At 67.8% G+C, this 13,839-nt stretch carries 12 protein-coding genes and 1 pseudogene; 6 read left to right on the top strand and 7 right to left on the bottom strand.

Annotation, left to right across the window (positions count from 1 at the left end; genetic code table 11):
• Positions 1 to 96 precede the first annotated feature (96 nt).
• The 4 genes from ACP694_RS16510 to ACP694_RS16495 all read right to left on the bottom strand — a co-directional run bounded on the left by ACP694_RS16510 (position 97) and on the right by ACP694_RS16495 (position 5,441).
• Positions 97 to 840, bottom strand: a complete 744-nt coding sequence (locus ACP694_RS16510; protein WP_426014144.1) for an ABC transporter ATP-binding protein — start codon at positions 838 to 840, stop codon at positions 97 to 99.
• Positions 837 to 1,814, bottom strand: coding sequence for an ABC transporter substrate-binding protein (locus ACP694_RS16505; protein ID WP_426014142.1), 978 nt, complete (start codon positions 1,812 to 1,814; stop codon positions 837 to 839). The genes ACP694_RS16510 and ACP694_RS16505 overlap by 4 nt, the downstream gene beginning before the upstream one ends.
• Positions 1,815 to 2,008: 194 nt before the next feature.
• Positions 2,009 to 4,072, bottom strand: coding sequence for an MASE1 domain-containing protein (locus ACP694_RS16500; protein WP_426014141.1), 2,064 nt, complete (start codon positions 4,070 to 4,072; stop codon positions 2,009 to 2,011).
• 124 nt (positions 4,073 to 4,196) lie between these two features.
• Positions 4,197 to 5,441, bottom strand: coding sequence for a cation:proton antiporter (locus ACP694_RS16495; protein ID WP_426014140.1), 1,245 nt, complete (start codon positions 5,439 to 5,441; stop codon positions 4,197 to 4,199).
• Between the two features lie 91 nt (positions 5,442 to 5,532).
• Between ACP694_RS16495 and ACP694_RS16490 the strand changes: the two genes are divergently transcribed.
• Complete coding sequence (locus ACP694_RS16490) at positions 5,533 to 6,018, top strand: low affinity iron permease family protein (protein ID WP_426014138.1); 486 nt, start codon at positions 5,533 to 5,535, stop codon at positions 6,016 to 6,018.
• A gap of 30 nt (positions 6,019 to 6,048) precedes the next feature.
• On the opposite strand, the gene ACP694_RS16485 is transcribed toward ACP694_RS16490, so the two are convergent.
• The gene (locus tag ACP694_RS16485; protein ID WP_426014136.1) at positions 6,049 to 6,360 is read right to left on the bottom strand and encodes a polyhydroxyalkanoic acid system family protein; all 312 of its coding nucleotides are present in this window, start codon (positions 6,358 to 6,360) and stop codon (positions 6,049 to 6,051) included.
• Positions 6,361 to 6,484: 124 nt separating this feature from the next.
• Between ACP694_RS16485 and didA the strand changes: the two genes are divergently transcribed.
• The 4 genes and pseudogenes from didA to ACP694_RS16465 all read left to right on the top strand — a co-directional run bounded on the left by didA (position 6,485) and on the right by ACP694_RS16465 (position 8,905).
• The gene (gene didA / locus ACP694_RS16480; RefSeq protein WP_426014133.1) at positions 6,485 to 6,697 is read left to right on the top strand and encodes a DNA damage-induced SOS-independent cell division inhibitor A; all 213 of its coding nucleotides are present in this window, start codon (positions 6,485 to 6,487) and stop codon (positions 6,695 to 6,697) included.
• Positions 6,698 to 6,729: 32 nt separating this feature from the next.
• Positions 6,730 to 7,743, top strand: coding sequence for an N-acetyl-D-Glu racemase DgcA (dgcA, locus tag ACP694_RS16475; RefSeq protein WP_426014132.1), 1,014 nt, complete (start codon positions 6,730 to 6,732; stop codon positions 7,741 to 7,743).
• Between the two features lie 72 nt (positions 7,744 to 7,815).
• A pseudogene (locus tag ACP694_RS16470) lies at positions 7,816 to 8,037 on the top strand (thiolase C-terminal domain-containing protein); the annotation flags it as partial.
• A 73-nt stretch (positions 8,038 to 8,110) separates the two neighbouring features.
• On the top strand, positions 8,111 to 8,905 hold the full coding sequence (locus ACP694_RS16465; protein WP_426014130.1) for a DUF1295 domain-containing protein: 795 nt from the start codon (positions 8,111 to 8,113) through the stop codon (positions 8,903 to 8,905).
• 118 nt (positions 8,906 to 9,023) lie between these two features.
• Here the strand turns inward: ACP694_RS16465 and ACP694_RS16460 are convergent, their stop codons facing one another.
• Entirely contained in the window at positions 9,024 to 10,520 is a 1,497-nt protein-coding gene (locus ACP694_RS16460) for a carotenoid oxygenase family protein (RefSeq protein WP_426014128.1), read from the bottom strand.
• Positions 10,521 to 10,684: 164 nt separating this feature from the next.
• On the opposite strand from ACP694_RS16460, the gene ACP694_RS16455 reads away from it, so the two are divergent.
• Entirely contained in the window at positions 10,685 to 12,682 is a 1,998-nt protein-coding gene (locus tag ACP694_RS16455; protein WP_426014126.1) for a TonB-dependent receptor, read from the top strand.
• A 48-nt stretch (positions 12,683 to 12,730) separates the two neighbouring features.
• On the opposite strand, the gene ACP694_RS16450 is transcribed toward ACP694_RS16455, so the two are convergent.
• Positions 12,731 to 13,834: a L,D-transpeptidase family protein gene (locus ACP694_RS16450; protein WP_426014124.1), complete on the bottom strand. Its 1,104-nt coding sequence runs from the start codon at positions 13,832 to 13,834 to the stop codon at positions 12,731 to 12,733.
• Positions 13,835 to 13,839 lie beyond the last annotated feature (5 nt).

Raw genomic sequence — 13,839 nt, 5'->3', positions numbered from 1 at the left:
GCCGACGGAGGGGGGAGTCGGTCGAGGCGGGTCTGCTCCCCCCACCGGCGCTTTCGCGCCGCCCCCCCCACAGGGGCAGGGCCTGTTGAGCGGCGGTCATGCCGCCGCCTCGACACCGCGCGCCAGCAAGCCTGACACCGCCTCCGCCGTCTCGCGGAACGCTGCTGTCGTCCGAAAGCCGGGCGGCCGGACGACAGGCCCCTCGACCGCCACCTCGCCCGCGATGCGGCCCGGACCGGGGCTCATCACGACGACCCGCCTGGCCATATAGACGGCCTCCTCCACATTGTGAGTGACGAAGACCACAGCGGGCGCCAGGGCCTCGACCAGGTCCAGAACATCATCAGCCAAGGCCCGCCGGGTGATCTCGTCGAGGGCCGCGAAAGGTTCGTCCAGCAGCAGCAAGCGCGGGCTGGTGACCAAGGCGCGCGCCAGGGCGGCGCGCATGGCCATGCCGCCCGACAGCTGGGCGGGGCGGGCGGTCTCGGCGTCCTTGAGGCCCACCCTGGCCAGGGCCGCGACAGCCTGCTCCCGAGCCTGCCGCCTTGGCGTTCCAGCCAGTTCAAGCGGCAGGGCGACATTGGCCGCCGTGCTCATCCACGGGGCCAGGGTCGGGGCCTGGAACACCACCGAGGTCTCGCCCCGACCGGCGGCGCGGGTCACCGTGCCCCGCGTCGGCGACTCCAGCCCCGCCAGCAGACGCAGCGCCGTGGACTTTCCGCAACCCGACGGGCCGACGAGGGCGACGATTTCTCCGGCGTTCAGGGTCAGGTCTATGGGACCCAGGGCGCGCCCGCGACCGGGGTAATCCACCTCTAGCTGTTGCAGGGCCGCGATCACTTCGGCAGGTAGTCCAGCGAATAGGCCCGCTTGTAGTCCATGCCCTTAGGATAGACGCCCTGGCCAGAGGTCGCCGCGAAGAACGCCGCCCAGCGCGCGTCGGTCATAGCGCCCACGCCGGTGCGGGGCACCACGCTGTAGGACCGCATCTTGTCGCGCGCCTGGTCGAGGACGTCCTGGGTCATTTCCGGATTGTCCTTGAGGATCAGGGCGTCGCCCGGCTTGGCGTCGCCATAGACGTAAGACGTCCAGCCCGCAGCCGTGGCCTCGACGAAGGCTTTCACCGCCGCGGGGTTCTTGGCGATCAGGGCGTCGGGGACGAGCGCCATCGAGGCGTATGAGGGGTAACCGTCGTCGGCCAGCAGGAATACCGCCGGCTTCAGCTTGCCCTCCCTCTCGATGAGGTAGGGCTCGGAGGTGACATAGCCCTGCTGGATCACCCGCTTGTCGGCCAGGAACGGCGCGGCCGAATAGTTGTAGCTGTGGACCTGGTCGTCGGTGAAGCCGTGCTTGGCCTTCAGCCACACCCAAAAGGCGGTCTTGGAGGCGTCCGACAGCAGGATCGGCCGGCCCTTCATGTCGGCGATGCTGTTCACGCCCTGGCCGGGGTGGGCGATCAGGACCTGGGGATCCTTGTCCATGAAGGCGGCGACCGCTTTGACCGGCACGTTCTGCTGGGCCAGGTTCAGCACGATGAAGCTGTTGGAGCCGACGCCCACGTCCACCGCCCCGGCGGCCAGAAGCTGCGGCACGTTCACGCCGGGACCTCCTTGGATCAGGGTCACGTCTAGCCCGCGCTTGGCGTATTCGCCGGTGGCCAGGGCTTGGTAATAGCCGCCGAGTTCAGCCTCAGCCTTCCAGTCAGTGGCCAGCTTCAAGGCCGTGCGGCCGGGAGTCTCCACAGCCTGCTTGGCGGGCGAACAGGCGGCCAAAACGGCGCAGAGGGCCAGGGCGGCCAGGCGCAGGGTGTTCATGCTCTTCTCCCCGAATAGCGGGGGGAGGTTAGTGGGGGAGGCGGTGAGAGGGAAGCCTAGTTCCTTCCCCTCTGGGGGAGGCGGCCGAAGGCTGGTGGGGAAAGCTTTGGGATCGTCGATCCGAGTCCGGCTAACTGCCGATCACGCCCCCTCCGTCGGCTGCGCCGACACCTGCCCCACAGGGGGAAGAATGCCTACTTCCGCGCCAGCCACCGACTGACCTTGGCGTACAGCACCTCGCGCTGCACGGGCTTGGCCACGTGGTCGACCATGCCGGCGGCATAGCAGCGCTCGACCTGCTGGGGCAGGGCGTCGGCGCTCATGGCGATGATCGGGATCTTCCCGGCCTCTCCGTCGAGGGCGCGGATGGCCCGGGTGGCGGCCAGGCCGTCCATCTCTGGCATGTGGATGTCCATCAGGATGATGTCGTAGCCGCCGCGCGCGGCCATGGCCACGGCTTGCTGGCCATTGTCGGCGGTCTCGACCCGGCAGCCGACCAGGGCTAGCAGCGCCGCGCCGATCTCGCGGTTCATCGGGTGGTCATCGACGAGCAGGATGCGCGCCGCGCCGGGTTCGGCTGCTGGCTGTGCCTCTGGAAGGTCATAGGCTTCGACCTGCGGCGCGCCGAGCTCCAGCCAGAAGGCCGAGCCGTGACCCAGTGCCGTATCGACGCCGATCCTGCCGCCCATTAACTCGACCAGGGCCTTGCTGATCGCCAAGCCAAGGCCGGCGCCTGCGTAAGCGCGACTGGCCGAGCCGTCGACTTGGCTGAAGCGCTGGAACAGACGCCCTTGCTGCTCGATGGCGATGCCAACACCGGTATCGACGATCTCGAACCGCAGCCTATCCTCGATCTCGCCCGGCTCAATCGCCAGGCGGGCCCGAATCCGGCCGACCTCGGTGAACTTCACCGCGTTGTTCAGCAGGTTCAGCAGCACCTGACGCAGGCGCAGGCCGTCCAGGTCATGCAGGCCGCCGACCTGGTCGACCACCTCGACCTCGATGGTCAGGCCCTTGTTCTCGGCCTCGGGCCGGATAATGCCGACCGCGTCGTGCAGCACGGCCGCCGCCGAGGTGGGCTGGAACAGCAGCTCCACCTGGCCGGCCTCGACCCGCGAGAAGTCGAGGATGTCGTTGACCACGGTCAGCAGGGCCTTGCCGGCGGTGTCGATCAGACCCAGTTGGCGGCGCGCGTCGGCCGGCAGGTCCGTGCGCTCGACCAGGAGTTGGGAGAAGCCGAGCACGCTGTTGAGCGGCGTGCGGATTTCGTGGCTCATCGTGGCCAGGAATTCGGTCTTGGCCTCGTTGGCGGACAGGGCGCGGGCGCGGGCGGCGCGGGTCAATTGTTCGCGACGGACCAGCAGACGGCGCAGGCGCTCTTGCTGGGCCAGGGCCAGGCCGGTGGCGAGGCTGGTGACGAACAGCACACCGACGAACACTTGGACAAATCGGTTCTGATGAGCTTGGGACCAGCCCGTGGAGATCTGCTGGGTCCACAGGCCGTTCACGGTGAGCGGAATGGCGACGCAGGCGACGATCAGCGAAGCCTGGGCCGCGCCGCGCGGACCCAGGCGGAAAGCGGTCAGCACGGCGGCCGGGAACAGCAGGAACGGGGCGGGCAAGCCCTTGGCGTAGAAAACTGCGCCGCTAAGCCCTGCCATCAGCACGGCCAGCCCCAGCTGTTCCGGCGGCGCCCGTTGAAAGGTGCGGCGATGCTCGGCGTCGATCAGCACCAGCACGCCGGGCAGCACGATGGCCATGCCCAGCACGCCGCACACGAACCAGGCGCCCATCACCGGCAGGAACGGCTGTCGATAGAAGATCAACAGCAGCGTCGCGCAGACCGCTGACATCAGCAAGGCCACCGGAGCGGTCAGGGTGGTCAGCAGGGCCAGCTGTCGCATGGTGCGCACGCGCGGCGGTCCGCCGAAGAACCGGCGGATCACCACCCACGCCAAGACGGCTTCGCCGAGGTCGACCACGGTATAGATGACGGCGCGGCCAACACTGTCGCCGACCAACAGGTCGATGACCAGATGGGCCACCAGCGCGATCGCGGCGAGGATGAGCCTGCGGGGGCGGCTGAGAACCAGAAACCCCGCCGTCAGAAGAGCGTTCGACGGCCACAGCGCGGCGATGCCCAAGGCGTCGCGGGTCAGGAAGTCGCTGAAGGCCTGGCTGGCCACCAGCGACACCGCCAGTAGCGCCAGGAGCGAGTCCTGCCGTCGTTGCTCCTGATGGGCGGCGCTAGCCTGCATCTTGATCCCGTTCCCCCGGCGGAAGGAATACGATGAACGACCGCCTTGAGTTTCTTCGATATTCCGGATGTGACGCTTTGTCGCATCCTTAGGCCGAGCGCGATCCCGTCGAGGTTGTGGTCATTCAGCGGGGTTTGTTGGCCGCGCGCCAGGCGTCGATCCGCGCCATCAAGGGCGTGGCGGTGACACCGTGCACCAGGATCGAACACAACACCACGAAGCCGGTGATTGCCCATAGGCGATCCCACCGCTGGAAGTGCCCGTGATTGAGACCATAGGCCAGGTAGTAGAGCGAACCAATCCCTCGAATACCAAAGAACGCCACCAGGGCCCGTTCGCGGAGGGAGTGGGGCGAGCCGATCAAGCCGATCCATCCGGCCAGGGGCCGAATGACGAACACCAGGGCCAGACCAAAGGCGATCTCTTTCCAGGTCAGGGAGTCCAGCAGACCGCCGGCCACCGCCCCACCGAGCAGCACCAGGACCAACATCATCAGCAGGCGCTCCACCTGTTCGGCGAAGTCGTGCATGGCTTCGTGGAAGACGTGGTCGCGCTCGGTTTCGCGCAGGGCCAGGCCAGCGACGAACACCGCCAGGAAGCCGTAGCCGTGCGCCGCCTCGGTGACGCCGTAGGCCACCAGGGTCGCGCCGAGGGCCACGAGACCGTCGCCCGTACCCGACATCCGGGCGTGCGGCGCCTTGAAGGTGGCCCAGCCCAGCAGCTTGCCGACGCCCCAGCCGACGCTTACGCCCGCCGCCACCCGCCACAGGACGTCGATGGTCAGCCAATGGGTCAGCAGACCCTGACTGGCCGCGCCGCCCGCCAGGGCGATGGCGACGGCGAGATGGACAAAGGGAAAGGCGAAGCCGTCGTTAAGTCCAGCCTCGGCGGTGAGAGAAAACCGCGCCTCGCCCCGGTCGCCGGCCATCGGCGGTCCGACCTGAACATCCGAGGCCAGCACCGGATCGGTCGGCGCCAGGGCCGCGCCCAGCAGCAGGGCCGAGGCCAAGCCCAAACCCAGTCCGTGCATGCCCATCAGGGTCACGCCCAGGATACTGAGCGGCATGGTGATGGCGATCAGCCGCCAGGCAGAAGCCCAGCGCTTCAAGCCGATCCGCCGGTCGATCTTCAGGCCCGCGCCCATCAGCGAGACGATGACCACGATCTCGGTCATGCGTTCGGTCAGGGTGGAAAAGCGCAATGGATCGGAGCGGAAGGGCACGACGCCGCCGTGGAACACCGCGACCCCGATCAGGACACAAAGAATGGCCAGCGACAGCGGCAGGCGGCTGAGCGCCATCGGCAGCCAGGCGACCAGCAGCACCACAACGCCCAGGCCCAGCAGGAATAACAGATAAGGATCGAACATCCCGTCCCTAACGCATGGAAGCTCGCGACGACCCTGTCTAACCGTAGAACAAATTGTCCAGCTTGTGCGTTAGGGCGCCAAGGGAGCGCCCATGGACAAGCTTTTCGCCAAATTCGCCAACGCCACCGCCAAGATCACCGGCAGCCCGCCGGCCTTTCTGATCTGCGTGCTGATGGTGCTGGTCTGGGCCGCCAGCGGACCGCTTTTCAAGTTTTCCGAGACTTGGCAGCTGGTGATCAACACCGGCACGACCATCATCACCTTCCTGATGGTGTTCCTGATCCAGAACACCCAGAACCGCGACGGAGCTGCCGTTCAGACCAAGCTTGACGAACTGATCCTGACCTCAGCCGCAGAGAACAAGTTCATGGGCATCGAGAAGCTGACCGACAAGGAGCTGGAGGCCATGCACGCCCGCTGCACCGAGCATGCGGAGATGGCCCAGGCGCGCTTGGACAAGATTGGCGAAGAACGTGAGAAGCGGACCGAGTCCAAGGCCTCGCCGCGTATTAAGCGCAGTCCGGCCAAGCGCCCGCCGGCCAAGGACGCGCCAGCGCGCCGGGTGAAGACCTCTTAAACAACGCTCATTTTGGCGAATGCCGAGAGGCTACTTCTTCTCCAGCAGCAGCGTGCCCTGCTTCTTGACCTGACCGGTGATCTTGCTGGCGATCATGCCCAGCAGGCCGGGCAGGACGATGTCCATCCGCACCGATTGCTCCATCACGAACAGCGCGCCCGAGATGGTCTGACCCATGGCCAGGGCCGAGAAGTTCAGGGTGTCGCCGTCCCAGGTCTTCCGAACGTCCTTGAGCGCGCCGCCCGCCTGGCCGATCAACTGTCCAAACCCCTCCTCGATGCGGCGACGCGCCTCGGCGGCGCCGAGCTGATGGGGAATGGTGATGGTGATCGGCTTGCTCATTCGTCGGGCTCTCGTTCGGCAGGGCTAACGCCCAGAAGCGACATATGGGTGCGAAAACCGTCTTCGGCCACGTCCGGATCTGACGCAGCGGGCGGCGATGGTCACGGTGTCCACGGAGAACGCCATGACCGACATCCCCATGCCCAGCCTTTTCCAGCCCCAGACCCGTCCGGTACACTTCACTCGCCCGGGCCGTCCCGGCGGCGTCGTGGGCGCGCTGAACTATGCCGGCGTGCTGCTGGTGTGGGTCGTGCTGTTCGTATGGGATCCCCGGTTGGCCATGCAGGTGCTTCGCGAGCGCCGCGCCGACTCGCCGATCCCGCGCCGGATCGGTTGAAGAGTCTCGCCAAACTGGCTTATCGATGAGCCATGCAGCGCACCGTCTCGATCGTCCCTGTCAGCCACCGCCTGAAGGCGCCGTTCCGCATTTCGCGCGGGGTCAAGACCGCCGCCGAGACGGTGGTGGTCGAGGTCGTCGAAGGGGATCTGATCGGGCGCGGCGAGTGCGTTCCCTATGCCCGTTACGACGAAACGGTCGAGAGCGTCATCGCCGAACTGCAGCCACCCGTCCAGGCCCTGCGGGATGGCGCCGCGCCGCATGAGGCCCTTGCGCTGCTGACGCCCGGCGCGGCCCGCAACGCCCTGGACTGCGCGCTCTGGGACTTGCGAGCCAAACGCGAGGGGCTGAGCGTCGAGGCCTTGACCGCTCTGCGTGTGCCCGACCGCCTGATCACCGCCGTGACCATCAGTCTGGACACCGTCGAGGCCATGGGCGCGGCCGCTCTGGTGGTGGCAAGCGCGCCGCTGATCAAGGTCAAGCTGTCGGCCGACGACCCCGCCGCGCGGCTGCTGGCCGTGGCGCGGGCCGCCCCGCACGCCCGCCTGATCGTCGACCCCAATGAAGGCTGGGATTTCGCCACGCTCGACGGGCTTAAACCCATCCTGTCGGACCTGAATATCGCCTTGGTCGAGCAACCGCTTCCGGCCGGGGAAGACATGGCGTTGGAGGGCTATGATCCGCCCTATCCGATCTGCGCCGACGAGTCGGTGCATACCGCCGAGGACTTGGCGGCTCTGAAGGGTCGCTATGGCGCCGTGAACCTCAAGCTCGACAAGGCTGGCGGACTGACCGAGGGGCTGCTGATGCTGGAGGAGGCCCGCAACCACGGCTTCACCCTGATGGTTGGCTGCATGGTGGCCTCGTCCCTGGCGATCGCGCCGGCGCTGCATCTGGCGGGGTCCTGCGCCTTCGCGGATCTCGATGGACCCTGGTGGCTGGCGGAGGATTATCCCGGCGGCGCGCGAGTGGCCGACGGGTGGTTGACGCGACCGGCGGAAGGCTTCTGGGGCGACGGCGTGACAGCGGCGGGGCTGTGGCTTTGACCCTCAGCCCGCTCCCCTCCGGGAGAGGGAGGGGTCCAAGCGAAGCTTGGGAGGGTGAGGGGTTTAGACGTCCGCGCTGGGATCGCCGACCTGTCGCAGGTGGATGCGATCGAGGTCTACGACTGCTTCACCGCCACGCAATACATGGCCATCGACCACCTCGGCTTGACCGCGCCGGGCGAGAGCTGGAAGGCGATCGAGGACGGCTCCATAACCATGCGCGGCCGCCTGCCGATCAACCCGTCGGGCGGCGGCTCGACCACGACAACGGTGAGCCTGTTGGTGGGGGTGTAGATTTTCCCCTCAGAGGGGGAAGGATCTTCCTTGAGCCGCCAGACGTAGCTACCATCAATTTGAAAGTTCAATCGTGCCTCTGCTCACCCTCTTCCTGATCAACGCCGCCGTCTCCGCCGCCGCTTTCCTCGGCCTGTGGCTGATTGGCCTGCGGCTCAAGGACGTCAGTTTCGTCGACGCCTGGTGGGGCGTGGGCATGGCGCTGATCGCCTGGAGCACGCTGGCCCAGGTCGGCGTGACGCCGCACGGGGCGCTCCTGACCGGCCTGTGCACCCTGTGGGCCGTGCGCCTGGGTGGCTATCTACTGTGGCGCTGGCGTAAGCAGGGACCAGACCGCCGCTACGTGACCATGATGCACCATGCCGAGACCGTGCGGGGCTGGAGCTTCGCCAAGGCCTCGCTGCTGATCGTGTTTTCGCTGCAATATCTGCTGCAGTTCGTCGTGGCCCTTCCGGTGCAACTGGGTCAACTCAGCCCTTCGCCGCTCGGCCCCCTGGCCATCGCCGGCGCGGTGCTGGCGGTGGTGGGCATCGGCTTCGAGAGCCTGGGCGACTGGCAGTTGCTGCGCTTCAAGGGCGACCCGGCCAACGCGGGCAAGGTGCTGGACACCGGCCTGTGGCGCTACACCCGACACCCCAACTATTTCGGCGACGCCTGCGTCTGGTGGGGCCTCTACCTCGTCGCCGCCGAAACGGGGCTGGGGGCGTGGTCGCTGCCGGGCCCGATCCTGATCACCGTGCTGCTGACCCGGTGGAGCGGCGTGCCGACCGTCGAGGGGCGCATGCGCCGCAAGCGGCCGGACTACGAGGTCTATGTGGCGCGGACGTCTGGCTTCGTGCCGTGGTTTCCGAAGAGGGGGTCACGCTAAAACCCTCTCCCAAAGGGAGAGGGAGGGGCCTAAGCGAAGCTTGGGAGCGTGAGGGGTTTAGATGCCGGACGGCGTGCCGGCAGGGCTTCGGTCAGAATACGGAGAAGGGCGTAACCCCTCACCCTCCCATCGCTGCGCGACTGGCCCGTGCCTCTCCCTTTGGGAGAGTGTTTAGGCTAGCGCGCCCCGCCCAGACCGCGTGCGTGCCGCTGCTGATCTTGTGCGGCAAGGCGATGCGGCACGCGGGCGTCATCGTCTTGGCGTCGACGATCAGGCACTCCGAAGCCCCCCGATTCTCGTCGATGATGAAGCTGACCAGATAGCCGTCATCCTCGCTCGTCGCCCCGACGCGCGGCGCGAACGGGGCCTCGCTGGCGTAGCGGCCGGGGCCCAGCGCCAGTGACCAGCTCTCGCCCGTCTCGAGGTCGTGCTTGACGAAGCCGTTGAACAGGAACCAGCCCGGCTTGGCGGTCGTGGAATAGGCGTAGCGATAGGGCCGGCCGGCATAGGCCTGATTAAACATCCCAAACTCCAGGATCCGCTCGTCCAGGTGACCTTCGGTGGTCTCGCCGGTGGCCAGGTTGAAGCGCCAGCGGTGCAGCTTGGGTCGGAAGCTGTGCTCGTCGAGATAGGCCATCAGGTGGCCATGACCCTCTGGCGCGTCCTCCAGCGGGCGCGGTGTCGGGTTCTCCTGGAAATAGCCGTCGAGCACGATCTCGTCGCCGTCCTCATAGGCGTTCAGCCAGTGCAGCACATAGGTCGGGGCTGCCTCGAACCAGCGAACCGCGCCGCCGTGACGGGGTACGATGCCGAACCGTGACGGCAGGCCCTTGTGCAGGCGCACCGCGTGGATGTCGCGCTCCAGCAGATTGGCGTCCCAGAACACCGGCAGGTCGTTGAGGATCGAATAGTTCGCCGTAAACGCCATGTCGTGCGGCAGGCGCGGACCGGGCAGGTCAATGGGCTGGTAGACGGTGCGCTTGCCGTTTGCGTCGACCACCCCGTAATGCATGTAGGGCGGGTACTTGGAATAGTTGAAGAACAATAGCTCGCCTGTCGCCTCGTCGACCTTGGCATGGGCCGAGACGCCGTCCAGCGGGGCCCAGCCGGCGACGCCCAGATTCTCCAGGGTCAGGGGGTCCAGGCGATAGGCCTCGCCGCACTGGTAGAAGGTGGCGATGGCCTCGCCCCCGTGCACGACGATGTCGGTGCTGGCGGTGTCCTTCAGGCCGCCGTGGGCGCCAAAACCAGGGCGCTTCGACGTGCCAGGTCCATCGGCCAGCCCGCCCCAGAGACTCTCGCCGGCTTCCTGCTCGGCCTCGAAGCCGCGGGTGCGGATGAAGCGGTTGCGATAGCGTGCCTGGCCGTTCTGGAACTCGATCTGGTGAACCATGCCGTCGCCGTCGAACGGGTGATAACGGCCCAGCGGCTGGTGCACGGGGTTTTCGGTGTTGCGCAGGTAGACGCCGTCCAGGTCGGTCGGGATCGCGCCCTCCAGAACCTCCAGCTCGACCGCATCGACCTCCTCGTGCAGCGGCGTCCAGGCGCCGGTCATGTAGGGGTGGTTGGTTTGCTGCAGCGACGTGCGCACCGGGGGCTGGCGGTCGACTTTCATGGTGGGTTCCTGGCCTCCGAGCGTCGTGTCGCGCCTTGGTTGCAGCCTATAAAGGTCAGTCTTGCTGTGCAAGCGACGGAAAGCGCACAAGAGATGACCGACGCCGTTCTTTCTCCACGCAAAGTGGTTTAGCGGGTACACGCTGTTCATCGTGTGAGAGTGATATGCCGGTCGATACGCCACCCGCCGTCGAGCAAGTCGTCGTCACGGCGGCCCGCCTGCCGCCATCCGCCGCCGACGCCGCGTTCTCAATCGTTCACCTCGGCGAAGCCGATCTGGCCAAGAGCCAGCGGGTCGATGAGGCGGTCAGCCATACACCAGGCGTCTCGCTGTTCCGGCGCACATCCAGCCTGTCGGCCAATCCGACCACTCAGGGCGTCAGCCTGCGGGCCATCGCGCCGTCGGGCGCGGGGCGGACCCTGGTCACCCTGGACGGCGTGCCGCTGAATGACCCGTTCGGTGGCTGGGTAATCTGGTCGCAGCTGGCGCCGGAGTCGCTGGCCGGGATCGACATCGTGCGCGGGGCCGGGGCGGGACCTTACGGAGCCGGCGCCTTGACCGGCGTCATCGCGCTGCGCGAACGCGACAGCGGGATCGCCGGCGACGTCTCGGTGGGAAACCTGGGCAGCCAGCGCGCCTCGGCGGCGGCGGTCTCGACCCTGGGGCGGTTCGAATTCTTTGGCGGGGCTTCCTATGACAAGTCGGACGGCTACGTCCCGGTGCGCGGCAAGGCCCAGGGGGCAGCCGACACACGCACCGACCTGGAGGCCAAGAGCATCGCCGGCCGTGTCGACATGGCCACCGCCCTTGGCATTCTGTCGCTGCGCGGCGGTTTCTTCGAGGAGGATCGCGGGGCGGGCCTGGCGGGCGCGCGGGCCAACGCCTCGGGCAATGTGCTCAGCGCCACCCTGGCCAAGGCTCCGCGCGGCCAAGCCCTGGGCTGGCGGCTGCAGGCCTGGCGGCGCACCAGCGACCTGTTCAACACCTCGGTCGCCGTGGCGGCCAATCGGGCGACCACCACGCCGGCCAACAGCCAGGATAAGACCCCGGCCACCGGCTGGGGCCTGAACGGCGCGCTGCGTCGCAAGGTCGGCGGACTGGAATGGGAGCTCGGCGCCGACGGACGCCTGAACGACGGCGAGGAGCGCGAGCGCTATAGCTTCTCCAACGGCGCCTATACCCGCAATCGCGTGACCGGTGGCAAGACCTCGGTGGTCGGGACCTATGGCGACGGCTCGTGGTCGAGCGGTCCCTGGCTGGTGGCGGGCGGGCTGCGGCTGGACCATTGGGAGACCACCGACGGCTTCCGGATCGAGCGCAACAGCCTGACCGACGCCGTGCTGCTCGACCAGCATCCCGCCGACCGCGATGGCGAGGTGGTCAGCGGTCGCCTGGGCGTGACGCGCCAGATCGGCGACGAGACCGTGGCCCGCCTGGCGGCCTACACGGGCTTTCGGCCCGCTAATCTCAACGAGCTCTACCGTCCATTCCGGGTGGCCAACGACGTGACCGAGGCCAATGCCGGCCTGAAGCCCGAGCGACTGATGGGGCTGGAAACCGGCCTGTCTCGCAAGGGCGGCCAGGGGCTGATCGAGGCCACGGTGTTCTGGAACCGGGTCGACGATCCGATCGTCAATGTCACCCTCGGCGTCGGGCCGGGGACCTTCCCGGTCGGTGGCTTCATTCCGGGCGGCGGGACGCTACGCCAGCGCCAGAACGCCGGGACCATCGACGCCTATGGCCTGGAGGCTAGGGCCGAGCGCACGGTCGGCTCCGTGACCCTGACCTCGGCCCTGTCGGTCACGGACGCCCGCCTCGACGGCGGCTCTGACGCTCCGCAACTGACCGGCAAGCGTCCGGCCCAGGCTCCGATCTGGAGCGCCACGGCCGGTCTGTCGGCGGTCCTGACCGACAAGCTGACCTTGGCCAGCGACCTGACCTACGAAGGCAAGCGGTTCGAGGATGACCTCAACAGTCGGGTGCTCGATCCGGCCTACCGGCTGGACGCCCGCCTGGAATGGCGCGTGCGGCCGTTGGTGACAGCCTATGTGTCGGGCGACAACCTGTTGGACGCCAACATCCAGACCTCACGAACGGCGGGCGGCGTGGCGGGCTTCGCCGCCCCGCGCATGGTGCGCTTGGGGCTGAGGGTGGCGCTGTAGGCTGCTGAAAGGGACAGGCACATGTGCCTGTCCCCAGCCGCGAATGCATCACCGCACCGGCTTGCCGTGGAACACCACCTTCGCCCCCTTCACCACCGCCTTGCCCAGTTCCGCCGCGTCCCAGTTCGCTAGGCGCACGCAGCCGTGCGAGGCGCGCTTGTTGACCAGCCTGGGATCGGGCGTGCCGTGGATGCCGTAGGTGTCCTTGGTCAGGTCGATCCAGGTTGAGCCCACCGGATTGTTCGGGCCTGCCTTGATGGTCAGCTTGCCCTTAACCTTGCCGAAGGTCAGGCGCGAGGGGTCGTAGGTGTAGGTCGGTCGCGGGGCGACGGTGTTGACCGCCCATTCGCCCACCGGGGCCGGACGCTCGGTGCTGCCGACCGTGGCCGGATAGACCGCCAGCAGCTTGTCGCCGTCGGCATAGGCCTTGAGAACGCCCCTGGCGTTGTCGATCTCGATGCGGGTGACCTTGCCGTCCAGGCCTTCGGCGCCAACCGCCGCGACGATGATCGTGGTCCCGGCCTTGCTGAAGTCGACGCCGGGGTTCAGGGCCTGCAGCAGCGGCTCGTCCATGTGGAACTTCTCGGCCAGGGCTTCGAGCGGCGTGCCGTAGGACAGGGCCGGCAGCTTGGCCATCGCCTCGTAGTCGTCCTTGGGAATGTCGGGCTGGAACGGGCCGGCGGCGTCCTCGGCGGTGATGACGTAGTCGGTGACGGCCGGGCCGGCGTCGGCGACCAGGGCGTCCCAGACGGCGGGAGTCAGCTTGCCGTCGACGGTCAAGCGGTGGGCCTCCTGGAAGGCGCTGATGGCGTTGGTCAGGTTCGAGCCTTCCTGGCCGTCGATGACGCCGGGCGAGAAGTGGGCGCGGTCGAGCAGCACTTGGGCGCGGGTCAGATAGGCCTTCTTGGCCTCGGGCGTGGTCACCGCGGTGTCAAAGACGGCGCCGTTCACGGCCTGGGCCATCGGCGACGGCGCGGCCGGAGCTGGCGCGGCTGCGGCGGGAACGACAGGGAGGGGCGCGGGCGTCTGCGGGGCGGCGGCTGCGGGCTTGCGCGAGGCCGGCGGATTGGTCTGCGCCGCAGGGTCAGAACAGGCGGCGGTGGCCACCATGCAGCCAAACAGCAGAACGACGGGACGCAGGATCGAGGGCATGAAAT

It is taken from the genome of Caulobacter sp. DWR2-3-1b2 (assembly GCF_049896345.1).
Lineage (GTDB): Bacteria > Pseudomonadota > Alphaproteobacteria > Caulobacterales > Caulobacteraceae > Caulobacter.
This window is presented reverse-complemented; position numbering and strand designations above follow the sequence as displayed.